Annotated in this window: 26 protein-coding genes, 6 tRNA genes and 1 pseudogene; 13 read left to right on the top strand and 20 right to left on the bottom strand. The window is 32.0% G+C overall.

Translation table 11 applies throughout. From position 1 onward, the window contains the following. Positions 1 to 7: 7 nt before the first annotated feature. From NZD85_RS13620 to rplM, 7 genes are all read right to left on the bottom strand, one after another. The gene (locus NZD85_RS13620; protein ID WP_396127068.1) at positions 8 to 232 is read right to left on the bottom strand and encodes a transposase; all 225 of its coding nucleotides are present in this window, start codon (positions 230 to 232) and stop codon (positions 8 to 10) included. Next, positions 219 to 734: a hypothetical protein gene (locus NZD85_RS13625; protein WP_260542389.1), complete on the bottom strand. Its 516-nt coding sequence runs from the start codon at positions 732 to 734 to the stop codon at positions 219 to 221. The genes NZD85_RS13620 and NZD85_RS13625 overlap by 14 nt, the downstream gene beginning before the upstream one ends. 177 nt (positions 735 to 911) lie before the next feature. Next, positions 912 to 1235, bottom strand: coding sequence for a T9SS type A sorting domain-containing protein (locus NZD85_RS13630; RefSeq protein WP_188319051.1), 324 nt, complete (start codon positions 1233 to 1235; stop codon positions 912 to 914). A 130-nt stretch (positions 1236 to 1365) separates the two neighbouring features. After that, positions 1366 to 2190: a translation elongation factor Ts gene (gene tsf / locus NZD85_RS13635; RefSeq protein ID WP_171622438.1), complete on the bottom strand. Its 825-nt coding sequence runs from the start codon at positions 2188 to 2190 to the stop codon at positions 1366 to 1368. 115 nt (positions 2191 to 2305) lie between these two features. Continuing rightward, entirely contained in the window at positions 2306 to 3052 is a 747-nt protein-coding gene (gene rpsB / locus NZD85_RS13640; RefSeq protein WP_171622439.1) for a 30S ribosomal protein S2, read from the bottom strand. 124 nt (positions 3053 to 3176) lie between these two features. Then, positions 3177 to 3563 carry a 30S ribosomal protein S9 gene (gene rpsI / locus NZD85_RS13645; protein ID WP_171622440.1) on the bottom strand — a complete coding sequence of 129 codons (387 nt, stop codon included), beginning with the start codon at positions 3561 to 3563 and terminating at the stop codon, positions 3177 to 3179. A gap of 9 nt (positions 3564 to 3572) precedes the next feature. Continuing rightward, positions 3573 to 4028: a 50S ribosomal protein L13 gene (gene rplM / locus NZD85_RS13650; protein ID WP_171622441.1), complete on the bottom strand. Its 456-nt coding sequence runs from the start codon at positions 4026 to 4028 to the stop codon at positions 3573 to 3575. Positions 4029 to 4320: 292 nt separating this feature from the next. Between rplM and NZD85_RS13655 the strand changes: the two genes are divergently transcribed. Then, a complete protein-coding gene (locus tag NZD85_RS13655; protein ID WP_225540339.1) occupies positions 4321 to 5031 on the top strand; it encodes a T9SS type A sorting domain-containing protein in 711 nt (236 codons plus the stop codon). Positions 5032 to 5089: 58 nt separating this feature from the next. Here the strand turns inward: NZD85_RS13655 and NZD85_RS13660 are convergent, their stop codons facing one another. From NZD85_RS13660 to NZD85_RS13680, 5 genes are all read right to left on the bottom strand, one after another. Beyond that, positions 5090 to 5950, bottom strand: a complete 861-nt coding sequence (locus NZD85_RS13660) for a fumarylacetoacetate hydrolase family protein (RefSeq protein ID WP_171622443.1) — start codon at positions 5948 to 5950, stop codon at positions 5090 to 5092. Positions 5951 to 6072: 122 nt separating this feature from the next. Beyond that, positions 6073 to 7212, bottom strand: a complete 1140-nt coding sequence (locus NZD85_RS13665; protein ID WP_225542750.1) for an acyl-CoA dehydrogenase family protein — start codon at positions 7210 to 7212, stop codon at positions 6073 to 6075. 38 nt (positions 7213 to 7250) lie between these two features. Next, a complete protein-coding gene (gene porT, locus NZD85_RS13670) occupies positions 7251 to 8039 on the bottom strand; it encodes a type IX secretion/gliding motility protein PorT/SprT (protein WP_260542398.1) in 789 nt (262 codons plus the stop codon). Positions 8040 to 8065: 26 nt separating this feature from the next. Then, entirely contained in the window at positions 8066 to 8806 is a 741-nt protein-coding gene (ubiE, locus tag NZD85_RS13675) for a bifunctional demethylmenaquinone methyltransferase/2-methoxy-6-polyprenyl-1,4-benzoquinol methylase UbiE (RefSeq protein WP_260542399.1), read from the bottom strand. A gap of 25 nt (positions 8807 to 8831) precedes the next feature. After that, complete coding sequence (locus NZD85_RS13680) at positions 8832 to 9395, bottom strand: hypothetical protein (RefSeq protein WP_171622447.1); 564 nt, start codon at positions 9393 to 9395, stop codon at positions 8832 to 8834. Positions 9396 to 9518: 123 nt separating this feature from the next. On the opposite strand from NZD85_RS13680, the gene NZD85_RS13685 reads away from it, so the two are divergent. After that, positions 9519 to 10592 (top strand): 3-oxoacyl-ACP synthase III family protein, encoded by a 1074-nt coding sequence (locus tag NZD85_RS13685; RefSeq protein WP_260542400.1) that lies wholly within the window; start codon positions 9519 to 9521, stop codon positions 10590 to 10592. A gap of 21 nt (positions 10593 to 10613) precedes the next feature. Further along, complete coding sequence (aroC, locus tag NZD85_RS13690; protein ID WP_260542402.1) at positions 10614 to 11672, top strand: chorismate synthase; 1059 nt, start codon at positions 10614 to 10616, stop codon at positions 11670 to 11672. A 287-nt stretch (positions 11673 to 11959) separates the two neighbouring features. Here the strand turns inward: aroC and rplI are convergent. The 3 genes and pseudogenes from rplI to rpsF all read right to left on the bottom strand — a co-directional run. Beyond that, a pseudogene (rplI, locus tag NZD85_RS13695) lies at positions 11960 to 12457 on the bottom strand (50S ribosomal protein L9); the annotation flags it as partial. Between the two features lie 21 nt (positions 12458 to 12478). Beyond that, entirely contained in the window at positions 12479 to 12781 is a 303-nt protein-coding gene (gene rpsR / locus NZD85_RS13700) for a 30S ribosomal protein S18 (RefSeq protein WP_171622451.1), read from the bottom strand. Between the two features lie 7 nt (positions 12782 to 12788). Beyond that, positions 12789 to 13136, bottom strand: coding sequence for a 30S ribosomal protein S6 (rpsF, locus tag NZD85_RS13705; protein WP_171622452.1), 348 nt, complete (start codon positions 13134 to 13136; stop codon positions 12789 to 12791). A 337-nt stretch (positions 13137 to 13473) separates the two neighbouring features. On the opposite strand from rpsF, the gene NZD85_RS13710 reads away from it, so the two are divergent. Next, positions 13474 to 14778 (top strand): aminopeptidase P family protein, encoded by a 1305-nt coding sequence (locus tag NZD85_RS13710; protein WP_171622453.1) that lies wholly within the window; start codon positions 13474 to 13476, stop codon positions 14776 to 14778. Positions 14779 to 14844: 66 nt separating this feature from the next. Here NZD85_RS13710 and pncB read toward each other — a convergent pair whose 3' ends face one another. Beyond that, entirely contained in the window at positions 14845 to 16047 is a 1203-nt protein-coding gene (pncB, locus tag NZD85_RS13715) for a nicotinate phosphoribosyltransferase (protein ID WP_260542407.1), read from the bottom strand. 97 nt (positions 16048 to 16144) lie between these two features. After that, a complete protein-coding gene (locus NZD85_RS13720) occupies positions 16145 to 16897 on the bottom strand; it encodes a hypothetical protein (RefSeq protein ID WP_260542409.1) in 753 nt (250 codons plus the stop codon). Positions 16898 to 16964: 67 nt separating this feature from the next. Between NZD85_RS13720 and NZD85_RS13725 the strand changes: the two genes are divergently transcribed. Further along, complete coding sequence (locus NZD85_RS13725; protein WP_171622456.1) at positions 16965 to 17369, top strand: RNA-binding S4 domain-containing protein; 405 nt, start codon at positions 16965 to 16967, stop codon at positions 17367 to 17369. On the opposite strand, the gene NZD85_RS13730 is transcribed toward NZD85_RS13725, so the two are convergent. Then, entirely contained in the window at positions 17361 to 17894 is a 534-nt protein-coding gene (locus tag NZD85_RS13730; RefSeq protein ID WP_260542411.1) for a shikimate kinase, read from the bottom strand. The two genes, NZD85_RS13725 and NZD85_RS13730, sit on opposite strands and share 9 nt — an antisense overlap. Positions 17895 to 17906: 12 nt before the next feature. Continuing rightward, positions 17907 to 18512 (bottom strand): hypothetical protein, encoded by a 606-nt coding sequence (locus NZD85_RS13735; protein WP_260542413.1) that lies wholly within the window; start codon positions 18510 to 18512, stop codon positions 17907 to 17909. 295 nt (positions 18513 to 18807) lie between these two features. Between NZD85_RS13735 and NZD85_RS13740 the strand changes: the two genes are divergently transcribed. The 5 genes from NZD85_RS13740 (at position 18808) to NZD85_RS13760 (ending at position 19422) form a co-directional block, all read left to right on the top strand. Beyond that, positions 18808 to 18880 (top strand) — tRNA-Lys (locus NZD85_RS13740). A gap of 100 nt (positions 18881 to 18980) precedes the next feature. Continuing rightward, positions 18981 to 19053 (top strand) — tRNA-Lys (locus tag NZD85_RS13745). A gap of 50 nt (positions 19054 to 19103) precedes the next feature. Beyond that, positions 19104 to 19176: transfer RNA gene (locus tag NZD85_RS13750), tRNA-Lys, on the top strand. A 50-nt stretch (positions 19177 to 19226) separates the two neighbouring features. After that, positions 19227 to 19299, top strand: a tRNA-Lys gene (locus NZD85_RS13755). 50 nt (positions 19300 to 19349) lie between these two features. Further along, positions 19350 to 19422 (top strand) — tRNA-Lys (locus tag NZD85_RS13760). Positions 19423 to 19872: 450 nt separating this feature from the next. On the opposite strand, the gene NZD85_RS13765 is transcribed toward NZD85_RS13760, so the two are convergent. Beyond that, a complete protein-coding gene (locus NZD85_RS13765; protein WP_260542414.1) occupies positions 19873 to 20283 on the bottom strand; it encodes a lipocalin family protein in 411 nt (136 codons plus the stop codon). 292 nt (positions 20284 to 20575) lie between these two features. Here NZD85_RS13765 and NZD85_RS13770 point away from each other — a divergent pair, with 292 nt between their 5' ends. From NZD85_RS13770 to typA, 3 genes are all read left to right on the top strand, one after another. After that, positions 20576 to 23695, top strand: coding sequence for an AsmA-like C-terminal region-containing protein (locus tag NZD85_RS13770; RefSeq protein WP_260542415.1), 3120 nt, complete (start codon positions 20576 to 20578; stop codon positions 23693 to 23695). Between the two features lie 227 nt (positions 23696 to 23922). Beyond that, a tRNA-Lys gene (locus tag NZD85_RS13775) sits at positions 23923 to 23995 on the top strand. Between the two features lie 280 nt (positions 23996 to 24275). Beyond that, entirely contained in the window at positions 24276 to 26078 is a 1803-nt protein-coding gene (gene typA / locus NZD85_RS13780; protein ID WP_171623701.1) for a translational GTPase TypA, read from the top strand. Positions 26079 to 26099: the final 21 nt, after the last annotated feature.

A 26099-nucleotide genomic window follows, 5' to 3' on the forward strand; every position in this document is an offset into this window, starting at 1 on the left:
GGTTCTCCTAGTCAAAGGTACCAAATTTTCTGAGCCAACTTACAACTGTGCTTCGGGCTTGGATGCCATATTTACGACAAGCAACAGTGGTAGAGAGTTCTCCAGACTCGATTTCTTTTACAACGTTCAACTTAAAAGACATACTGTAATCGCGCTGAGTGCGTTTGACATAATTGTTTCTTTCTTCCATAATAACGATTATTTTTTTGAAAATTATCTTAGCAACCTTCATTGTACATTACATCAAAAGAAACAACTTTATCATTCACTAAATAGAATTGTAAAATTGAGGCATTATCATAATCTTCTATATTAAAATAACGAAAAGCCTTTGTTCTTTTTTCTGTTTTTTCATCGTATCCATCAAAAATTTCGATGTTTAGGTTTTTATATTTGGAAAGTAATTCATCCAAAGTAGAACCAATCTTTATTCCTGATAAGGTTTTTAAGCTTGAATCAGATGATTTAATCATATAAATTGTCAAATTATCAGCTCTATTGCTTTCACCGTTTTGAGTTAAACCAACTTTGTACGTTATCCCTTTAGAGACAATTGTTAAATCACCATCAGGATAACCATATTCATTTAATTTTAGCTTAAATTTTTGTCCAGTTAATTTCTCTAATTCAGACAATTTCATTCCAAGTTTAATATCATTGATTCTCGTTGTCGAAACTTGTGCTTGTGTAGTAATTCCAACTATTAAAGCAAGTATAAAAAGTATATTTTTCATTGTTTTTAAATTTAAGTTTGATTAACTTTTATTCGTATGAAAATAAGCTTGATAATTTCTCTCGTTTACCTTATTTAAATTTACTTTTTTTTTAAATCTTTTTGTTAAAAAAAATACTCCAAGAAGCCTATAGCTTTTGGAGTATTATATTTGATGATTTTTTCTTAATTGATTGAATTAGTTTTTAATTAAAGATTGTGTTTCTGTTGAACCATCTTGATTAAAAACACGAACAATGTATTTCCCTTTTTTCAAACCTTGTACATTAAAGTTTGTTTTTTGGCTACCATCTAATTTTTTACTCATCACTTCATTTCCAATGATTGAATAAATAGACACTGAGCTTGCCTTTGACGGATGATCAAATTTTATTGTTACAGTAGAAATAGCAGGATTAGGATAAATGCTAATCGAGCTTTTATCTTGATCAAGTTTAGACTGCGCAGTTGCTGTTCCTAAAGTGAATAATAAAATTGATATAAATAGTATAAAGTGTTTCATATGCTTGTAATCCTAACAAATATAAAAATAAATTATTATAAAACAAACATTTCAAAACTTATACCAAATAAAAAAAGTGATGCTAAATTTAGCATCACTTTAAGAGATATAATAAAAAATTATAAATTTATTATAAGCTGTAACGGATGTATCCTGTTACTTTTAATTCTGGGTTAACCGCTTTAACAACATCTTTAACAGAAGTTTTTCCGTCTTTGATTGATGGTTGGTGAACTAAAGTATTCTCTTTGAAGAATTTTTGTAATTTACCTTGAGCAATATTTTCAATCATGTTTTCTGGTTTACCTTCAGCAATCAAAGTTTCTTTAGCGATAGCTAATTCAGTATCGATTACAGATTGAGCAACTTGTGTTTCATCTAAAGCAACTGGGTTCATTGCTGCAACTTGCATAGCAACGTCACGTGCAACGTCAGAAGCTCCATCTACGTTAGCAGATAAAGAAACTACAGCACCAATTTTGTTACCAGCGTGGATGTAAGAATTAACGATAGCACCTTCGATTGCTTGGAAAGTACCGATTTCGATTTTCTCTCCAATAACACCTGTTTGCTCAGTTAATTTTTCAGCAACTGTAATTCCAGCGTATGGTAAAGCTAATAATTCTTCTTTAGAGTTAACTGTTAAAGCTAAATCAGCGATTTCGTTAGCCATAGCAACGAAAGCATCATTTTTAGCAACGAAGTCAGTCTCACAGTTTAATGCGATAACAATACCTTTAGTTTGGTCAGCGTTAATTTTAGCAATAACTGCACCTTCTGAAGAATCGCGGTCAGCTCTTTTAGCAGCTACTTTTTGTCCTTGTTTACGTAAAACTTCTACAGCTTTATCAAAATCTCCACCAGCTTCTTCTAAAGCTTTTTTAGAGTCCATCATTCCCGCACCAGTTGCGTTTCTTAATTTACTTACCTCTGCGGCTGTTGCTTTGTAGCTCATAGTAATATTTTTATTTTGTTTTCTTAATATTTTAAATAAAAGTAGCTCATACACCACAAAGTGGTATAGGAGCTACAAGGTATATTATATCGATGAAATGATCATCAAGTTAATGTTAAGCTTCTTTAGTTTCAGCTCCTTCTTCTTTACCTTCTTTTGCTTTTTCTTTTTCTGCTTTACGTGTTGATAAACCAGCTTTGATAGAATCAGCTACTGTAGTTAAGATGATATCGATAGATTTAGAAGCATCATCATTTGCAGGGATTGGGAAATCTACTTGACGAGGGTCAGTATTTGTATCAACCATTGCAAAGATTGGAATACCTAATTTTTGAGCTTCAGCGATTGCGATGTGCTCACGTACGATATCTACAACAAAAACTGCAGATGGTAAACGTGTCATATCAGCAATAGAACCTAAGTTCTTTTCTAAAGATGCTCTTTGACGATCAACTTGTAATCTTTCTTTTTTAGATAGTGTTTCAAACGTACCGTCTTTTTTCATACGATCGATTGAATTCATTTTTTTAACTGCTTTACGGATAGTAACAAAGTTAGTTAACATCCCACCAGGCCAACGTTCTGTAATATAAGGCATGTTGATTTCTTCAGCATGCTTAGCTACAACATCTTTTGCTTGTTTTTTAGTTGCAACAAAAAGAACTTTACGTCCAGATGCTGCAATTTTTCCTAACGCTTCAGATGCTTCATCTAATTTCACTGCAGTTTTGTGAAGGTCGATGATGTGGATTCCGTTTTTCTCCATAAAAATATAAGGAGCCATAGCCGGATTCCATTTTCTTGTTAAGTGACCAAAGTGCACACCAGCACCTAATAAGTCCTTTACATTTACTTTTGCCATTTTCTTTTTTTTAGTTTACGTTCCGTTATCTCAACAAGCAACAAATAAGTGGTCGAAAATTTCTCGCCTTATTTGTTTAGATGCTAAACCAACGGAAAATGGATTTTTTAATGAATTGAATAAATTAACGTTTAGAGAATTGGAATTTCTTACGCGCTTTCTTTTGACCGAATTTTTTACGTTCAACCATACGTGGGTCACGTGTTAATAACCCTTCTGGTTTTAATTGTAAACGAAAATCTGCGTCAATTTCACATAAAGCTCTAGAGATTGCTAAACGAATTGATTCAGCTTGACCAGTGATTCCACCACCAAAAACTTTGATATCTACATTGTATTTATCAGTTGTACCAGTGATTAAAAATGGTTGCTCTACTTTGTATTGTAATACTGCTGTAGGGAAGTAGTTTGCTAACTCGCGTCCGTTAATGAAGATCTCTCCATTTCCTTCTTGTAAATATACACGAGCAACAGATGTTTTTCTACGTCCGATTTTATGAACTATTGCCATTGAATTAGATTATAAATATTCGTTAATATCGATTTGTTTTGGTTGTTGAGCTTCGTGATTGTGCTCTGTACCAACAAATACATGTAAATTAGTCAATAATTTACTACCTAATTTGTTTTTAGGTAACATACCTTTTACTGACTTTTCGATTAAGCGTACAGGATCTTTTGCAAATACTTCTTTTGCAGTTAAAGATCTTTGTCCACCTGGGTAACCTGTGTGACGGATGTATAATTTCTCATCCCATTTGTTACCTGTTAATTGAATTTTGTCAGCGTTTAAAACAATAACATAATCTCCACAATCTGCATGAGGAGTGAAGTTTGTTTTGTGCTTACCTCTGATAAGCTTCGCAACACCTGACGCTAAACGACCTAATGATAAGTCAGTAGCGTCCACAACTACCCATTCCTTTTGAGCAGTTTCTTTGTTGGCTGATGAAGTTTTGTAACTTAACGTGTCCACTATCTTGATTTTTAATATTTTATAAATTACCGACAATCCGATCGGGGTGCAAATGTACAAAATGATTCTGTTTTCCCAAATAAAAATCAGGATTTATTCATCACTTTGATTGATTTGTACCATTAAGACGGTTGTCAAAACGTTTGCAAAATTACGTTAATTAATTGGATTTTCAATATTTTTTATTTTAAATGATACAATAATTTTGCAATTAATCCATTTTTTTTATAAAGTAAATGCTTGAATTACTGAAAATTATTTATAAATTTAATTCAATTAACAATAATATGTAATGAAAAGAATAGCCATATTTATTTTTCTCTTTGTTGCTTTTCATGTAAAGGCACAGAAAGCAGAAATTTTAGAATATAATTGGGTTTTAGAGAAAGTAGTTCTTAACAATGAAGAATACTTATTACCTACAGATTCTTTTAAAACAGGAGAGACTTCTTTTTCTAAATCTGAATTTAATAGTAAAATTTGTAATACGTATGTTTCTCAGATTAGTTTTAAAGACGAAGATACGATTCTTTTTAATGAAGGTTCTGTAACTTTGATTCAATGTAATCCTATTACGGAAAATCACTATAATAAGTTTGAAAATCATTATTTTTTTGGATTTTTTAGCGAAAACTTTAATTCCAATACCGTTTCATATACTTATCAAATTTACGAGAACAATAATGGTTATAAATTAACAATTATAAATTCTAAAGGTGATAAAGCGATTTATTTTTCTGAGAAATTGAATATAAAGGAGATGAAAGCAAATACAGTGACGGTGTCGCCTAATCCTGTTAAGCGTTTTTTTTATGTAAAGAATGCAACAGCTTATAAAAAATTATCAATTGAAATTTATGATATGCAAGGAAGGTTAGTGAAACAAGAAAATTTAAATAGTAAAAAGGAAGTTGATGTTTCTGATTTATTAAAAGGAAATTATGTGGTAAATATTAAAGATGTTGACAACATTATTTCACAAACTAAGATTATTAAGAATTAAATAAAAACGTCCAAAACAAATTCGTTTTAGACGTTTTATATGATTAGTTTAAATCGTTTTAATCTCTCGAAAAAGGTAAAATACTTTGTGTTGTAGAGCCTAAACCATCTATCCCATATTCGATGACATCACCTGGTTTTAACCAGATTTGTGGTGTTTTTCCCATTCCAGATCCTGCAGGAGATCCAGTAGAAATAATATCTCCAGGCATAAATGACATAAATTGAGATAAGTAAGAAATTAATTTGGGAATGCGGTAAATAAAATCGCTTGTATTTCCATCTTGCATGATTTCACCATTCAATTTTAACCAAACACGTAAATTATTTACATCTTCAATCTCATCTTTAGTCGCAATAAAAGGTCCAACTGGCGCAAATGTATCACATCCTTTTCCTTTGTCCCAAGTTCCACCACGTTCGGTTTGGAAAGCGCGTTCAGAAATATCGTTGATCAAAGCATAGCCATAAACATAATCCATAGCTTCTTCTTCTGAAACATTGTTAGCTTTTTTACCAATAATTAGACATAATTCCGTTTCCCAGTCCATTTTAGTAGAGCCATTAGGTTGCATAATTCCGTCTTCTGGTCCGTTAAAAGATTGATTTGCTTTGATAAACATAATCGGTTCTGCTTGTTGTTGCAAACCAGTTTCTTTCACGTGATCTTCAAAATTAAGTCCAACACAAACAATTTTACCAGGACGAGTCAAAGGAGTACCAATGCGAACATCGTCTTCAACAAGTGGTAAGCTATTAATGTTAAGCTCGATATATTTTTCTAACGTTTTTTGTTTATCTATATTTCCAAAAAAGTCTTCATCATAGATAATTCCAGATGCTGAAACATCAAACTTTTTATCATCGATGATAATACCTGATTTTTCTTGACCTTTTGGTCCAAATCTAAAAATTTTCATTATTGTTACTATTTTTTCCGCTGCAAAGATACAACGATTAGATTTTGCTCGATTAAATTAAAAAAAGACATCTGTCAGTAACAGATGTCTTGTATGGATAAAAGTACGTCTATTTGTCTAAATTATTTAGCGATACCTCTTGAAATTACAATTTTTTGAATTTCTGATGTTCCTTCGTAAATCTGCGTAATTTTCGCATCACGCATCATACGTTCTACATGGTATTCGCGAACATATCCATTTCCTCCGTGAATTTGTACAGCTTCCGAAGCAACTTCGTTTGCCGTTTTTGAAGCAAATAATTTTGCCATTGCACCAGAAATTGATATATCTTGACCAGCATCTTTTTCAGCAGCAGCTTTGTAACATAACATACGAGCAGCCGTAATATTAGTTGCCATATCAGCTAATTTGAACGCTACAGCTTGATGATTAATGATTTCTGTTTTAAATGCTTTACGGATTTTGGCATAATCTAATGCTAATTCGTAAGCACCTTGTGCAATTCCTAATGCTTGAGAAGCGATACCAATACGACCACCATTCAATACATTCATTGCGAATGCAAAACCAAATCCATCTTCACCAATTCTGTTTTCTTTCGGAACTTTTACATCATTAAAGAATAATGAATGTGTATCAGATCCTCGGATACCCATTTTTTGTTCTTTTGGTCCAATTTCGAAACCTTCCCATCCTTTTTCTACAATGAAAGCATTGATTCCTTTATGACCTTTTTCAGGATCAGTTTGTGCAATTACTAAATATGTAGAAGCAGTTCCTCCATTTGTAATCCAGTTTTTTGTTCCATTTAACAAGTAGTAATCTCCCATATCTACTGCAGTAGTTTTTTGAGAAGTAGCATCAGAGCCAGCGTCTGGCTCAGATAAACAAAATGCTCCGATTACTTGACCAGAAGCTAATGGAACTAAATATTTTTGTTTTTGTTCTTCAGAACAATATTTCTCCATTCCAGCACAAACCAACGAGTTGTTAACTGACATTACAACAGCTGCAGAAGCGTCAACTTTTGCGATTTCTTCCATTGCAATTACGTAAGAAACGCTATCTAAACCTGATCCTCCGTATTTTGGGTCAACCATCATTCCTAAGAATCCAAGTTCTCCCATTGTTTTTACAGCATCGGTTGGAAAAGTAGATGTTTCGTCGCGTTCGATTACTCCAGGTAATAATTCAGCTTTTGCAAAATCGCGAGCAGCTTGTTGAATCATTAATTGTTCTTCCGATAATTGAAAATTCATGTGATTATTTATTTATGGTTTTTATTATTTATAATTTTTTATTCAAATTTTAGAGAAAAAAAGAAGGCTCTTGTTGAGATTGAGTTTAAACTTCCTGTCCAGTATGGATCAGTGCCAACTTTATCAGGTACTATTTCGTTATTAAAGAAGAACATTCCTTTTAGAGCTGGTGTTAGTTTAAATCGTTTGAAATAGATTTCAACTCCAATTTCAGCTTGCCAGTTAAAGTTATTCGTTGTTGTTCTGAAAACTCCAGTAGCATTATCATCTTCTTTCTTTTCGTTGGATTGCAGATTCATTAAATAGCCCAAGCCGCCTTGTATATAAGGACGTGTGTTGTACCAACGATCTCCATGAAAATTAAGTAATAAAGGTATTTCGACATAAGTAGATTTTACTTCACGCATCACTTTAGATGGATCATCAATAGTTTCACCGGTTACTGGATCTAAATAGTTATTGAAATGTAAAATACGTTGTGCGAAATGTAAACCTGGTTCAGACTTAAGGTCGATGTAATCATTTATACGCATTTTTGCGATTAATCCAACAGAAAAACCTGCTTTACTTTCTTGGTCCAAATACACTAAGCCGTGTTCGTTTACTCCGTCATCTTCTGGGATCTGAGGAGTTCCTGGTAAAGGATTCTTTTGTGCTTTTGGAACAATCTTGTAATTCATCATATTTGTACCCAAAAAATATCCGAAACTAAATTTTTTTTGATCAGTTTCAGTTCGGTTTTCACTTCTGTCATTGTTTGGGCGAAACTGCGCATTTGCAATACTTGCAGCAGTTAACGATAATGCGATGATTAGATTTTTTCTCATAGACTTTCAACGAATAACAAGCAATTTTATTTTATACTTTTATAAATGCTTGCAATACCAAATGTAAGTTTTTTATCAATAGGTTGTGTGAATTTTACACTTTTCAAAATATTTTTCATTTCTTCTCCATGAGGAAAAGCACGAACAGAATCTGGTAAATAGGTATATGCGCTTTGATCTTTCGAAACCATTTTTCCAATAGCAGGTAAAATATTTTTAGAATAAAATGTATACAATTGTTTCATTGGGAAAGCTGTAGGGTACGAAAATTCTAAAATAATAAATGTTCCACCTGGTTTTAATACACGATTAATTTCGGCTAAACCTTTTTCTAAATTCTCGAAGTTACGTACGCCAAAAGAAACCGTTACACAATCAAAAGTGTTGTCAGAGAAAGGTAAATTTTCAGAATCTCCTTGTACCATGTCGATACGTTCTTCCAAACCTGCTTCTTTTACTTTTTTGCGACCAACTTCCAACATTCCGTTAGATAGGTCTAACCCCGTAATTTTAGCGTTGGTATTTTTACCCATCATTATCGCTAAATCTCCAGTTCCTGTTGCGATATCTAAAATCGTTTGTGGTTGAGAAGCTTTTATCATTTTGATGACATCTTTTCTCCACTGAATATCAATTCCCATTGATAAAACGCGGTTTAATAAGTCATATTTAGGAGAAATGTTATCGAACATTTGTTCGACTTGTTTCTTTTTATTTAAATCTGATGAATCGTAAGGAGTTACGCTATCGTGTTGATGATTTGCCATTGTGTAAAGTTATAAAATCTAAATTTTATTCGTAATTCTCGAAATAAAATTGTTTAAAATCTTCTTTGTTAAATATTTTCGATAAATCGGTTGCTTTTTCGCTACTCGCACTTTTAATGAACATTTTAGGATAATCTTGATCAATGTTGTAATAAAAGTTTTCGATGTATAATTGAGAAGATTTTTCGATAATTCCGTGATAAACTTTATCGTCTATCGCAATATTGTTTGATAAAAAGATTGAATCTTTATTTTTTCGAACACCATAAGGGCGTGTAAATGTATAATAATCTTGACGCGCTGGATTTATAAATCCATTTGCACGTGTAATATCAACAACTGTGTCTACGTTCTTATTGTCAAAAGTATAAACGATATGGGCTTTTCCTTTTTTTAGTTCTACACGCGCATTTTGTTGTGGAGCAATAGTGAAATCTTTATCGTTAATTTTAATTGTCAATGTTTTGTTCGATGGATTATCAATTACATAACCATCTTTTTTATTCAAAAAGAGATTGTAGACAATCACAATCAAACCTGCTAATGCACAGACTATTAATAGACCAACTAATGATGGATTTTTTTTCATGCTGCTAAATTAATTATACTTTATTAAATTAGCTATGAGTTATTACATATTTTTATCTACTATTTTAATGAAATGTGTAACTTTGCCGGTATTATTTTTTTATTTTAATTGAACAATATTAATATGATAAACTCTGTAATTACAGGTTCTGGACATTACCTACCAAACAGAATTGTTACAAACGAACATTTTATTAATTACGAATTTTTTGATGATAATGGTAATCGTTTAGATAAAACGGGAGAAGAAATTACACGTAAATTTGAGGAAATTACAGAAATTAGAGAAAGAAGATATGTTGAAGACGATTTGTTAAATTCTGATATCGCAACATTTGCTGCTAAACAAGCAATAGAAGATGCTGGGATTAATCCAGAAGAATTAGACTATATTATCGTTGGACATAATTTTGGAGATATAGATCCTGTAGGACATCAAATCGATATAATGCCATCTATTTCGGCAAAAGTAAAACATAACTTAGGGATTAATAATTTAAAGTGTAAGCCTTATGACATGACATTTGGTTGCCCAGGTTGGATAGAATCATTGATTTTAGGTCATCAATTTATACAAGCAAATATTGCGAAAAAAGTATTGGTGATTGGTTCTGATACTTTATCTCGTGCGGTGGATCCACATGATCGTTCGGCAATGATTTTTGCAGATGGTGCAGGAGCAGTGGTTTTAGAAGCAAAAGAAGCTGATCATAAATATGGAATTCTTAATCACGAAACATTAAGTTATACAGGTGACGAATTAGCTTTTCTTACTAATAGTGTTTCGGTAAATCCAAACTTTAAAGGTTCTGTAAAAAATATAAACATGAAAGGTCGTAAAGTTTATGAGTTTGTGTTGAAAAATGTTCCACCAGCAATCAAAGAATTATTAGCTGATACCAATCTTGATATTGATGATATCAATAAAATATTATTGCACCAAGCAAATGCAAAAATGGATCATGCGATGATTGAACGTTTATATAAAAGTTTTGGAAAAACAGCTCCTGAAAATATAGATCCTATGACGGTTCAGTTTTTAGGAAACACATCTGTAGCAACAGTTCCAACAATGTTTGATTTAATCAAAAAAGGTGATTTAGCTCCACATCAATTTCATGCAAATGATAAAATTATTTTAGCCTCAGTTGGTGCTACGATGAATATTAATGCATTGATTTATCAATTCGAAAATTAATATAAAAATACTGTAACTATCGTGAATACATTCGGAAGATTATTTAAAATATCAACTTTTGGCGAAAGTCATGGTGTAGCAATTGGAGGTGTTATTGATGGCGTACCGAGTGGAATCGAATTAGATTTTGATTGGATTCAAGCGCAATTAGATCGTCGTAAACCAGGACAATCTGCTATTGTAACGCAACGAAAAGAACCTGATACAGTTCAATTTCTTTCAGGAATATTTGAAGGAAAAACAACCGGAGCTTCAATTGGTTTTATTATTCCGAATGATAACCAGAAATCTCACGATTACGATCATATCAAAGGAGTTTTTAGACCATCTCATGCCGATTATACCTACGAAACCAAATATGGTGTTCGTGATCATAGAGGAGGAGGAAGAACCTCTGCACGTGAAACGGCAAATTGGGTTGTAGGTGGTGCTGTTGCAAAACACATTATTCCTGCAATTAATATTACGGCGTATGTAAGTGGAGTTGGTGAATTGAAATTAGATAATGATTATTCCGTTTTAGATTTTTCGAATATTGAGAAAACAGCTGTTCGTTGTCCTGATTTAGAAATGGCTGAAAAAATGATTGATCGTATTAAAGAAATTCGCAAAGAAGGAGATACTATTGGAGGAGAAGTAACTTGTGTGATTCAAAATGTACCAGTTGGTTTAGGAGAACCAATTTTTGATAAATTACATGCTCGATTAGGACAAGCAATGATGTCAATTAATGCTGTAAAAGGTTTTGAATACGGAGAAGGTTTTTCTTCAACTTCAATGAAAGGTTCTGATATGAATGATCAATTTAACCAAGACGGTACAACTAAAACGAACTATTCTGGAGGAATACAAGGTGGAGTTTCGAATGGAATGGATATTTATTTTAAAGTTGCTTTCAAACCTGTTGCCACATTAATGCAAGAACAAACTACGCTAAATGTAGATGGAGAAATGGTCGAAATGCACGGGAAAGGTCGTCACGATCCATGTGTAGTACCAAGAGCTGTACCAATTGTAGAAAGTTTAACAGCAATGGTTTTGGCTGATATGACGTTGCTTCAACGAACAAGAAATATATAGAATACTATAAAATCCGTTCTAAGAAGAACGGATTTTTTTTATTCCAATCAAAAAGAAAGTCTATAATTGATGATTTTAAAAATAAAAAAACCTCGCAATTTGCGAGGTTTCTTATTTGTATAGTTGAATAATAATTATTCTTCTGTAGATGGAGCTTCTTCTGTAGTAACTTCTTCAGACACTTCCTCTTTTTTCGCTTTCTTATCGTTAGCGTAAATTGGGTTATCGAAGTTAAAGAAAGAACCTTCTTCTTTATTAGCGTTAGCTGCTTTTTGAGCATCTAATTTAGCTAATTCTGCTCTAGTTTTAGCAGCTTCTTCAGCAGCTTTGATAGATGCAGCATCTGGTACAATTTCAAATCCAAAGTCTACTTCAACCTCTCTATGGAAACGAACTTTTGCTTCGTATTTTCCTAAACGTTTGATAGTATTTCCTGGGATTTTGATATTTTTCTTTTCAATTTCAACACCAGCTTTTACTAAAGCTTCTGCTAAGTCAGCATTGTTGATAGATCCAAATAATTTATCTCCAGAACCAACTTTAGCGTCGATTTTAACAACTAAACCTTCTAATTTAGCTGCTTTTTCTTTAGCTGAAGCAATTAATGAAGCTTCTTCTGCTTTACGCGCTTCTAAAGTTTCGTTTAATGCTTGTACATTTTTTGGAGTTGCAACTGATGCTAATCCACGAGGGATTAAGAAGTTACGTGCGTATCCAGGTTTTACTGAAACAACTTCAAATTCAAAACCTAAACCTTCTACATCTTGTCTTAAAATTACGTTCATGATATTTTAATATTTAGGTTATTATTTTAATTGATCACCAATGAATGGCATTAATGCTAAGTGACGAGCTCTTTTGATCGCTTTAGAAACTTTTCTTTGGTATTTTAAAGATGTTCCTGTGTAACGACGAGGTAAAATTTTACCTTGCTCATTCACGAATTGAATTAAGAAATCAGCGTCTTTATAGTCAACGTATTTGATTCCAAATTTTTTGAAACGACAATATTTCTTGTTTGATTGTGTTTCGATATCTAAAGGAGATAAATAACGGATTTCTGATTCGTTACCTCCTGCAGCTTTTTTTGCTAAATCGTCAATTGCCATGGCTTAATTACTTGTTAGAGTTAGACTTTAATTTTGTTCTACGTTTTTCAGCCCATTCAACACCGTGTTTGTCTAATTTCACAGTTAAGAAACGGATTACACGTTCGTCACGTTTGTAAGCTACTTCTAATTGAGAAACTAATTCGTTGTTGTCTGTTTTAAACTCTACTAAGTGGTAGAATCCATTTCTTTTGTTCTGAATTGGGTATGCTAATTTTTTCAATCCCCAGTTCTCTTTTGCTACGATTTCTCCTCCGTTAGCAGTAACAAAGTCATTGAATTTATTAACTGCTTCCTCTACCTGAGAATCAGATAGAACGGGAGTCAAAATGAAAACAGTTTCGTAATGTGTCATTTTTAACTTCTTTTAAGTTATTATTATACTAAAATTCGAGGTGCAAATATATAAATAATATTCTAATTATCACTAATGAATATTTATCGAATTTTTATTAACCTCTTATTTGTTGATTATTATTCAATTATCATGTTTGCGTTAAAAAAATGTTGACTTTTAATAAAAAAAATTTGCAGATTAAAAAAAGTGACTTACATTTGTCAACATAAAAGGCTAATGGCTTTTTCATAGGTTTAGGTTGGTTAAGGTTAAAACCCTCGTTTCTACGAGGGTTTTCCTTTTTTTTCTGAAAACATCTTCTTAAATTTGGTCATAATATTTAATGTAAAATTTTATGACAACAAAATACAATCCCATTCCAAATGAATTATTCATAAAGAATAGAGCGAAATTTGTAAAAGCAATGAAACCTCATTCTCTTGCTATTTTCAATTCAAATGATATTTATCCCATCTCATCCGATTCTACTTTACCATTTGCACAGCACCGTGATATATTTTATTTGTCGGGCGTAGATCAAGAAGAATCTGTTTTATTGATTTTTCCTGATGCTTATGATCCAAAATATAGAGAAGTATTATTTGTTCGTGAAACAAATGACCATATTGCTGTTTGGGAAGGAGAAAAATTATCAAAAGCTCAAGCTACAGAAGTATCTGGTGTGAAAACAGTACTTTGGCTACAAGATTTACCAAATGTTTTACGCAAATTAATGGTTGAAGCAGAGAATGTTTATGTTAATAAAAATGAACATTACCGTGTGACAGAAGCTCCGCAAGTAGAAACTCGTGAAGATCGTTTTGTGAAGCAATTACAAGCAGACTATCCTGGGCACACTTATTTGCGCTCTAATCCTATTTTGCAACGTTTGCGTTCGGTTAAAGAACAAGAAGAAATTCAATTGATTCAACATGCATGTGATATTACAGAAAAAGGATTTCGTCGAGTATTAAATTTTGTAAAACCAGGTGTTTGGGAATATGAAATAGAAGCAGAGTTTGTACATGAATTTATTCGTAATCGTTCAAAAGGTTTTGCTTACACACCAATTATTGCGTCTGGTAATAATGCGAATGTTTTGCATTATATTCAAAATAATCATGAATGTAAAGATGGTGATTTGATTTTGTTTGACGTTGCAGCAGAATATGCAAATTACTCATCTGATATGTCGCGTACAATCCCAGTTAATGGAAAATATACAAAACGCCAAAGAGAAGTATATGATGCCGTTTTACGTTGTAAAAAAGAAGCAGAAAACTTATTGGTTGCAGGAAATAATTGGTACAAATATCACGAAGAGTTAGGTAAAGTTTATACATCTGAATTGTTAGGATTAGGTTTATTAGATAAAGCTGATGTTCAGAACGAAGATCCAAATTGGCCAGCTTACAAAAAATATATGATGCACGGTACATCTCATCACATGGGATTGGATACGCATGATTATGGTTTATTGACTGATGATTTTGTTGCTGGAATGGTATTTACAAACGAACCAGGATTCTATATTCCTGCCGAAGGTTTTGGAATTCGTTTAGAAGATGATTACGTTATTCAAAAAGAAGGAAATCCGTTCAATTTGATGCAGAATATTCCATTAGAAGCAGAAGAAATCGAAGATTTAATGAATAAATAATATTTGATTCAATAGATAAAAAAAAGGAACTCAATTGAGTTCCTTTTTTTATTGTAATATTAATTTTTAATCATTTTCTGGTGCCTCATGTGAGGGGATGTCATCTAAATCCAACATTTCTTTGGCCAAAGCGATCATTCGAGGTGTTCCTGTATGTTTATTTTTTTCGTCAGAAAGTTTAACAACACCAGTCCATTTAATATCAATCGAAGAAATTTCTGTTAATTTCATTACGATATTCATTGGACGAAGATTGGTGTCATTTGTTAAATTTGTACCAATACCAAACGATAACCCAATACGATCTTTAAATGCTTTTGTAATTACTTCTACTTTTTCAGAATTTAATCCATCTGAGAAAATTATAGTTTTGAATAATGGATTAATTCCCATTTTTTCATAGTGAGCAATTGTTTTTTCGCCAAATTCTATTGGATCTCCAGAGTCGTGACGAACACCATCAAATAATTTCGATAATTTTTTGTCAAATTGTCCAAAGAAAATATCTGAAGTATAGGTGTCAGTTAAAGCAATTCCTAAATCACCATAATATACTTTCACCCAGCGGTCTAAACTAATCGAATTGGCAATTTTGAACCCGTATCGAGCACCATGAAACATAAACCATTCGTGCGCATGTGTTCCAATTGGTTTTACGCCATATTTGTGTGCAAAGTGAACGTTAGATGTTCCAACAAAACTTTTTCCTTTGTGATTAGTAAGCTCTTTCATGACAATATCGTGTACTTCGTAACTGTGACGACGACGTGTTCCGAACTCTGCAACTGTCACACCAAGACGATTGTATAAATCGACTTTATCGCTTGTTCGTTTTGTTATTTCTTCGTTTGAGATGCGTTGAGCGTTGGTTAATTTGTAAAAAATTTCACTAATTAGACAAAGAATAGGAACTTCCCATAAAATTGTTCGGTACCAATATCCTTCAACAAGAACTTCAACATCTGATCCGTTTTGAGAGATTTTAACTTCTGCAGGATCATAACGATATCCTTGTAAAAAGTCTAAATAAGCAGGGCTTAGATAGGGACAATTTGTAGAAAAGAATTCTTTTTCATCTTTTGTAAGTGCTAACGAAGCCATTGCATTGATTTCATTTTGTAATTCTTCTGCAAAACCATTTGGAAATTCATGTTCACCTCGGTTGATAAATTTATAACGAGCCATTACATCTGGATACAATTTTGTAACCCCAAATTGCATGGTGAATTTATAGAAGTCATTGTCTATAATGGATTTTATTATACTCATTTCTTAGGTTTAAATTCTAACAATTTTTTTAAAATTAAAGATAAAAAAAAACCATCAATGAGGATGGTTTTTGAAAGAATATCTTATTAATAGAAGATTATTTTTTTGTTCTTTTTTCGATTTTTGGTAATTCAAAATTGAAGATAAAAGAGCGATCTCTGTTCCCAGAATACTCAGATAATCCTGTTCCTGAAATGTAATACTTGTTTCGAGCATACGCTAATCTTGAAGGTAAAATAATTACACCTTGAAAGTTATATAAATCGTTCACAGAACGTTCTGTTGTTTTGAAATGTTTTAAACCTTCTACAAAATTTTTCAATTCTAAATGTTCTCTTTTCACTCCGTTTTCAGTTTCTATTTCAGTTGGTGTGAAATAATAAAAAGTAGGGTCTTGTATTGCAGAACCGTCTCCTGAATTAGGCGTTCCAGAGGTAGAAACAGAACCATATTTTCTTTTATAATCAGTGCTGTTAGTTGCTAAAAAAGTACCTATTTCGTAGGAAATATAAATAGAAGTACTGTCATTAGAAATTATAGTTTCTCCAGTTCCTTTATGATTTGGGTTTTCGGCATACCAAATACCTAAGTTATCTTGTTTTGCAAGTGTTTTTAAAGCTGGATATGCATCGTCATCATTACCTTTTATTGTATCAAATTTTGTAAGTTTACCAGTCTTAGGGCTGAAGTAAAAATCTTCTAAATATTGTTGAATAGCTTCATCATCTAAAGCATTACGTTCTTCAACAGGAATTTTTGTTTCTTTATCTACACCACTATCATCATCATTATTACATCCTACTAAAACAGCAGAACAAGCAATTAAAGTAACGAAGAATTTCTTTATCATGTTATTTCGATTTATATTGCGAATTTAGAAAAAATATTAGTTTATCCTATTAAATATTAAGTTTTAAATGAGATTAGATAAATTTCTTTGGAGTGTTAGGTATTATAAAACAAGATCTTTAGCCGCTGATGCAGTAAAAAAGAATCGTGTGAAAGTAAATGGAGTTGTAGCAAAAGCGTCAAGAGAGATTGTCGCAGGAGATGCAATAGAGGTTAGAAAAGACCAAATAAATTTGTCATTTAAAGTTTTACAAGTCCCAAAAAATAGAATTGGAGCAAAATTGCTGACGTTACATATTGTTGATACAACACCAAAAGAAGAGTATGAAGTGTTAGAACTTCGTAAACTTTCGCAAGATTATTATCGCGAAAAAGGAGAAGGTAGACCAACGAAAAAAGATCGCCGCGATTTGGACGATTATTTAGAAGAAGGAGCAGAGGAATTCATCATAAAAGGAGAAGATTTAGATTAATTCTAAATCTTCTCCTTTTTTAAGTTGACTCATAATTTCGTCCAAAATTTCTAATGTACTTTGGGTCGTAATGCTAATCGTATATTTTGCTTTTTCGTAATATTGATTGCGTTCAAATAAATGTTTGGCAATAAATTCTGTCATTTCTTCATTTGAAAGATGAGCAATTAATGGACGAGTTTCTTTTCTGTTTTCAAGTCGTTTCACCAATTGAGGCAACTGAACGCGCATAAATATCGAAATCGAATTTTTAACAATCTCCTCCATATTATTATAATAAACAGGAGTTCCACCGCCTAAAGAAAGTACAATGTTAGTGGTTGTTAAAATTTCCTTCAAAGCTTCTCGTTCTTTTTTACGAAAACCTAATTCGCCTTCTTTTTTAAAAATATCACTTATTTTTGTTTGATATTTTTGTTCGATAAAATCATCCAAATCGATGAATTCGAAACCAAGTGCTTTGGCTAAATCTTTTCCGGTAGTCGATTTTCCGCTCCCCATATAGCCAATTAATGAAATAATCATTTGTTATATTTTTTAATCTACAGGTAAATCTTCCGAATAATAGATGGTTAATCTTGCAAAACCATCAAAAGTATCAATTTGATAAGAATAGGTGTTCTTTAATTTTCTTGCATCATAGCGCTCTACGTTAAACGTAACCTCGTAATCTTCATTTGTAACAATCGAATTAGAATGATGATATTTTGATTTTGGAGCATCCTTTTTGATTTCTGCACGATATTGATTCAAAAATTTGATCGGAAAAGAATAGGTTAATTTATAAACTATTTCTTGCGAAATTTGAATAGCCGTGATTTTATTCAAAAACATTGTTCCTTGTGGATTATTTTTAATTTTCAAAGAATCCAATCGTTCTACATTTTGGATGTATAAATTTTTTCCAAGTTTAGAAACCTTAAAACAACGATCGTTTAATTTTTGATGGATGATTTGTGGTTGTTCTTTTATTAAATTTTTTAAGTCTTTTAAAGAAAAATTACTTAAATGTGCATCTTTTGTTTCTTGATTACAATTGTTTGCATATTCAGAATCGGGTACATCTGCTTCTGGATTATCAGATTTTTTGCACGAGATTACTGAAAACAAAGCAAAAATAATGTAGATAATATTTTTTTTCATTCTAAAATTTCAATCTTTAATTGCTTTTCCGAATACAATTCAGTTAACATAGATCTTGATTTGTTGGTGGACAAATATAATATTAAATCATTTATCAAGATGAAAAATGATGTTTCTATCTCATATTTTTTACTTTTTCTATGATGGAAATTTCATTTTTTTAAAAAATCTAAAATAATATTAAATTTTAAGTTCTTAAAATCGAAATGTTTAATTAATAAATTGTAAAAAACTTTATAAAACGTTTGTTAAATTAGTATTAATCGTCCTATATTTGCACTCGATTTAAGAGACCGACCTGGTAGCTCAGTTGGTAGAGCACAACACTTTTAATGTTGGGGTCCTGGGTTCGAGCCCCAGCCAGGTCACTTAGTCAAAATGTTCTTTTTTTTTACTGAAATAAATAAAAAATACATTTCGTTTTGTAAACTCAGATATAGTCGTATATTTGCAGTCCGAAAAAACGGAGACCTGGTAGCTCAGTTGGTAGAGCACAACACTTTTAATGTTGGGGTCCTGGGTTCGAGCCCCAGCCAGGTCACAAACTTCGCGTTATTGAGAAGTCTAAAAACAGTAACACTCCAAAACGGAGACCTGGTAGCTCAGTTGGTAGAGCACAACACTTTTAATGTTGGGGTCCTGGGTTCGAGCCCCAGCCAGGTCACAAACTTCGCGTTATTGAGAAGTCTAAAAACAATAACACTCCAAAACGGAGACCTGGTAGCTCAGTTGGTAGAGCACAACACTTTTAATGTTGGGGTCCTGGGTTCGAGCCCCAGCCAGGTCACAAACTTCGCGTTATTGAGAAGTCTAAAAACAGTAACACTCCAAAACGGAGACCTGGTAGCTCAGTTGGTAGAGCACAACACTTTTAATGTTGGGGTCCTGGGTTCGAGCCCCAGCCAGGTCACAAACAGGGACAATCTTTCTTTTAAGAATTGTCCCTTTTTTTATTCTATAATTTAACTGTTAGAAGTTTCTACAATTAATGGAATTCTAATAGATAAAAACTGCATTTAGTGATATTTTTATATTACCCAATGCAGTTTTTTTTATTTTCTTAATTGTGAGATTAATTACGACAATCTTTAGAAGAGGTTTCTGTTATACTTACAATATCGATGACTTCATATACGCTTTGATAAGAAGCTGCAAAACCTTCGGTACTCTTTCCTTTGTCTTTGATAATAAGTTGAGCTGATACAGCCGTATATGGCTCTTTTCCTTTTGTAAGTTGAGCGTATATATCTTTTAATTTTCCTGTAGCGTCAGAAACCCAATATACGTTACGGCTACCACAAGGTTTAAAAGTTCTTGTTTCATGTCCAAAAGTTAAAGCACCTTCTACAGTTTGTGTAGTTCATTTAGAAGTGTCAATACGTGTTTTATCAGCAACTTTCTTAAAAGTTAAAACCGTATTTCCTTGTTTTAATTTCATGGCATCTTTATTCAATTCAACTATTGAATAGGATATTGTATCTATAGACGACTGTTTGTTTCCAATACTTTCAGCAACTAAAGAGAGTACATTATTCTCTACATGCCAAGATTTATAAAGCAAAGTTGCCATATTATCAGATTGTGCACTACTATCTTCAAACATAGAAAAATGTAAAGCACTACTTGATAAATCTTCCCAAGAACCAATAAGTAAATCATAATGTTGGACACTATCTTTATTTACAGTTTCAAGATCTGTTGTTTCTTGATTAGAATCAGTTTTCGCATTTTGACAAGAAAGAAGTAATAGAGCACTTCCAATTAATGGCATTAAAACATATTTAATATTCATTGTATAAAATTTAGTTTTAACAATATGCAAAACCAAAACCAAAGATACCTTATTAATTTCTTTATATAATAAAAGACATAATTTGAATAGATTCTATTTACTTTTGTTCGTTTTAAAATATGAATTGAAGAGTAAAATACTCTAAGATTTATATGATAAAAGTCGCTGTAATTAAGTTTCTTATTATTTTCTAATCAACTCGATTCTCAGTTACTTTGTTCCACCGATTTTTAGAAGTATAAAGAAGAAAAAAACGATTCTTTCAAAAGTCATGAAAGTAATGAAAATTACAGGAATTTCTTTGGGAGGAATTGCATTGGTTTTATATGTGTCGCCTTATTTTTTTAAGGAACAAATTAATAATGGAATAAAAGAGGTTGCTAAAAATTACATCAACACAGCGGTTGATTTTAAGGATTTAGATGTGTCTTTTTTTCGTCATTTTCCAAAACTTACCGTAACACTTACCGATTCTTCAATCAAAGGTTCGGCGCCATATCAGACAGAAAATTTAATTTCAGCAAAAGAAATTGCGCTTGGTGTTGATATCAAAACATTGTTCGAGGATAAAATTATTTTCAATGAATTGTTTATTCATCAAGCAACAATTAATTTGAAAATAGATAGTTTAGGGCGTCATAATTATGCTATAACTGTTCCTTCGGATGAGGTTGAAAAAGAAGATGAAACAAGTGTTGGCTTAGCATTAAATAATTTCAAAATTTCTGATTCAAACTTTTTGTTTGATGATCAATCATCGAAAACATACCTAAAATTAGATCAATTGAATTACGATGGTTTAATTGACCTAACTCAAAACGAATTAAGATTAAATGCTGATGCAGCAATTGATAAGGTCAATTTTAGTTTTGATGAGCAAAAGTATGTAAAAAACTTGCCTTTGAAAGGAACAATTAATTCGAAAATAGATCTGAATAATTTATCTTTTTATTTTATTGATAATAAACTTCAATTAGGTCAATTTCCGTTTTCGTTAAAAGGTTCTTTGTTGATGCCAGCTGAAAAAATTATTTTTGATTTGACGATTTCTTCGGATAAAAATGAAATGAAACATATTCCAGCAATTGTTCCGGAGATGTACCAAGAATGGGCGAAAGATATCCAAATGGATGGAGAATCATCGATTCTTTTTACCATGAAAGGAACGATGAATAACGAAACTAAAGAAAATCCAGATATACATATTGAAGCCAAAATTGATAAAGGTTCATTAAACTATAAACAATCATCTTCGCCAATTCAACATATTAATCTTATTTCTACGATTGATTTATATGCGTTAGATCCAGAAAAAATGCGTGTAAAAGTAGAGAATCTTGATTTCAAATTATTGGATGGTATAACGAAAACAAATTTTACGTATTCGTCTGGAAAAACAATGTTTTCAGAAGGTGTTATTCAGGCAAATGTAGATTTAGAAGCGTTGAAAAATGCGACAGGTTTTAATCAATTTGATGCAAAAGGTGTGCTGAATTTAGAAGGAAACTGGAAAGGTTCAATTATTCAGAATGTAAAAAAATCAAAACAGAAAATACCAACATTTAATCTAAAAGCAAACTTAGAAAATGGGTATTTCAAAATGAATGAAATGCCTGCTGCTTTGGATCATATTAATATGAAAATGTCCATGCAAAATAAGGACGGAAATTATAAAAATACGGCTGTTTTAATTCATCAAATAGATGCTAAAGCAATGGATAATTTTATGATTGGACGATTAGAATTAAAGAATCTAACCAATTTTCCGATTAATGCTGATTTTGCGGCTAAAGTTCATTTAGAAGATATCTATAAAATCTATCCGTTGAAAAATATTGAGATGCGTGGTGATTTGTATATGAAAATGAAAGCGAATGGAACATACGAACCAAAACGAAAAAAAGTACCCGTTACCAATACAGTAGTAAAATTGAAAAATGGGTTTATTAAACTGAACGAATATCCAAATTTACCATTAGAAAATTTTACAGTAGAAACGCATATAAAATCGGGTAGAGGTTCGTTTAACGATTTATCAATAGATGTTTTACCGATTTCTTTTACATTGGCAGGGAAACCTTTTAAGGTCAATGCAAATCTGAAAAACTTAAATAATTTGGATTATAGTATTCACTCGAAAGGTGAATTGAATTTAGCGAATATATATAAATTATTTCCTGTAGAAGGCATAGATGTAGATGGTTTGATTGAAACAAATTTTGGAATAAAAGGAAACAATGGAGCGCCTTTAGAAAGTTTTCAGAACAAAGGATATGTGAAAATAGAGAACATCAAAATCAATACAAAGTTCTTTCCAAGTAAATTTATTGTTAAGCAAGGAGATTTCCGATTCGAAGGTAGTCAGTTAACTTTTAAAGATGTAAAAGCGCGCTACAAACGCAATTCTTTTGTGTTTGATGGAGAGGTTTCTAATTATATTAATTACGCATTAAAAGAGAATGAAACGTTAAAAGGAACGATAAATTTTAAAACTAATCGAGTAAATATTGATGATTTTATGGCGTTTAATTCTGGTGAAACTTCTTCTAATTCAGCAACAGCAGAAGAAGGAGTGGTGTTGTTACCAAAAAATGTTGAATTATCGATAAAAGGAAAAGCGAAAGAAGTATTGTTTAAGGATATAATACTCCAAGATTTTAGTGGAGATTTAGGATTGAAACAAGGGAATTTATCACTTCAAAATACGAAATTTAATTTGATTGGTTCAGAATTTACGATGAACGGTAATTACGTGCCAACAAATGCAAGAAAAGCCAAATTTGATTTCAATATAAAAGCCAATAATTTTGATATTCAACGTGCTTATCATGAGATTACGTTATTTAGAGAATTGGCAAGTGCGGCAGAAAATGCACATGGAAAAGTGTCGATGGATTATCAGCTACAAGGAGATTTGGGAGCAGATATGTTTCCGAAAATGAAAACGATTAAAGGCGAAGGTAGTTTTATGCTTGAGGATATTAAATTCTTAGGTTTTAAAGTATTTAATACGGTTGCAGAAAAGACTTCCACAGATGCTTTGCATGATGCGAATTTGAAAAAAGTTAATTTAAAAACAAAGATCGAAAATAATGTCATCACTATAAATCGTACAAAATTTAAAATTGCAGGTTTCCGTCCTCGAATAGAAGGTCAAGTAACCTTAGATGGTTATATGAACCTTGGGATGCGTCTTGGCTTGCCGCCTTTTGGAATTATCGGAATTCCAATCAAGATTACTGGTCCTGCTGATACATTTGAGGTTGAGGTTGGAAAATACCACAAAGAAGATTTGGATGAGTCGGATGATGAATTTGATGATTATCAAAAAGTATTAGAAGAAGAAAAAGCAAAACAAGAAGCTGCTCAAGCAATAACACAAACAAAATAATTTTAAGACCTTCAGCATTACTGAAGGTTTTTTTTATGTTAAAATTGAAATGATTTGTTATACTGGAATTAGATAAAGTGCAATCTAAAAATAGGATACAGCGATTATTATTTTCTTTTATAGGTTAAATTGATGAAAAAGATAGTTTTATATTTATTAAAACATCTTTCTGAATGAAATTTGTAAAGCAAATCAAGATGATTTTGTTTGTTGTGTTTATTAATTTTGGCTCGTTAGCTTAGTTGGTAGAGCACGAAACTCTTAATTTCGGGGTCCTGAGTTCGAACCTCAGACGAGTCACAAAAGTCAAGTTATATATAACTTGACTTTTTGTTTTTATAAGAAGCTATATTTTTAGGAGAAAAAGCTATTTTAGTAGAAATATCCAATAAAATGATTTATTATTAACTTTTTTAAATCCATTTTTTATTAATCAATTTGCAAATAAATCAATGTTTTAGTAAAAAGTATTTATTAAAATTAAATTTTTCTAAATATATTATAGTTAAAATTAAATAAAATAAAAAGTATAGTAATAAAAAATAAATTTGTCGTAAATTTGCACCCATAATTTTCAAGGATGCAAAACATTAGAAATATTGCGATTATCGCACACGTTGACCACGGTAAAACTACATTGGTTGACAAAATTCTTCACAGTGGACACGTTTTCAGAGAAAACCAAGAGTCAGGTGAGTTAATCATGGATAACAATGATATCGAGCGCGAGAGAGGGATTACGATCTTTTCAAAAAATGCTTCGGTAGATTATAAAGGTGTTAAGATTAATGTAATTGATACTCCTGGTCACGCGGATTTCGGTGGAGAAGTAGAGCGTGTATTGAAAATGGCTGATGGTGTAATTTTATTAGTCGATGCTTTTGAAGGCCCTATGCCTCAGACACGTTTCGTTTTGAGTAAGGCTTTAGAGTTAGGTTTAAAACCATTGGTTGTTATAAACAAAGTAGATAAAGAAAACTGTCGTCCTGACGAAGTTTATGATAAAGTATTCGAATTATTCTTTAACCTTGATGCAACAGAAGAGCAATTAGACTTCCCTGCATTTTATGGTTCTTCTAAACAAGGATGGTTCAACACTGAGAATGTACGTGTAGAAGATATTACACCTTTAATGGATGGTATTTTAGAGCACGTTCCAGCTCCAGAAGCTCACGAAGGAGATTTACAAATGCAAATTACATCGTTAGATTATTCTAAATTCTTAGGACGTATTGCAGTAGGTAAAGTAACTCGTGGTGAGATAAAAGAAGGTGATTGGATTGCATTAACAAAACCTGACGGATCATTCAAAAAACATAAAATCAAAGAATTGTACACTTTCTCTGGTTTAGGTAAAGTAAAAGCGACTGAAGTAAAAGCGGGAGATATTTGTGCTGTGGTTGGTATCGATGGTTTCCAAATTGGAGATACTATTGCAGACCCAGAGAATCCAGAGCCATTACCAGTAATGCATATCGACGAACCTACAATGAATATGTCATTCGGTATTAACAACTCTCCATTCTTTGGTAAAGATGGTAAATTTGTTACTTCTCGTCACTTAGTAGACCGTTTAACAGACGAATTAGAGCGTAACTTAGCTTTACGTGTAGAGCCAACAGACGATTCGAATACACAATTAGTATATGGACGTGGTATCATGCACTTATCTGTATTAATCGAAACTATGCGCCGCGAAGGGTATGAGTTAACAGTTGGTCAACCACAAGTTATCTTCAAGGAAATTGATGGTGTTAAATGTGAGCCTTACGAAACATTAGTAATTGATGTTCCAGACGATTTTTCATCTAAAGCTATCGATTTAGTTACACAACGTAAAGGAGATTTATTAGTAATGGAAGCGAAAGAAGGAATGCAACATTTAGAATTCGAAATTCCATCTCGTGGATTAATCGGTTTACGTTCGTTGATGTTAACTTCTACTGCTGGTGAAGCTGTAATGGCGCACAATTTCTTAGCATACAAACCTTTCAAAGGAGCTATTGCCGGACGTTCTGCAGGTGTAATCATTTCTAAAGATCAAGGTGTTTCTACTCCTTATTCTATCGATAAATTACAAGACCGTGGAAAATTCTTTATCGAGCCAAGTGAAGAGGTTTACGAAGGGATGATTATCGGTGAGCATTCTCGTAACAATGACTTAGTTGTAAACGTTGTTGAAGCTAAAAAATTGAATAATATTCGTGCAGCTGGTAAAGATGATTCATCTTCTATCGCTCCTAAAATCGAAATGACTTTAGAAGAATGTATGGAATATATCCAAGCTGATGAATGTATTGAGGTTACTCCAAACTTTATCCGTTTACGTAAAATTCACTTAAAAGAAAATGATCGTAAACGTTACGAAAAATCAATGATTTAATCATTTGAAATATAAAACAAA

It is taken from the genome of Empedobacter stercoris, from assembly GCF_025244765.1.
Classification (GTDB): domain Bacteria; phylum Bacteroidota; class Bacteroidia; order Flavobacteriales; family Weeksellaceae; genus Empedobacter; species Empedobacter stercoris.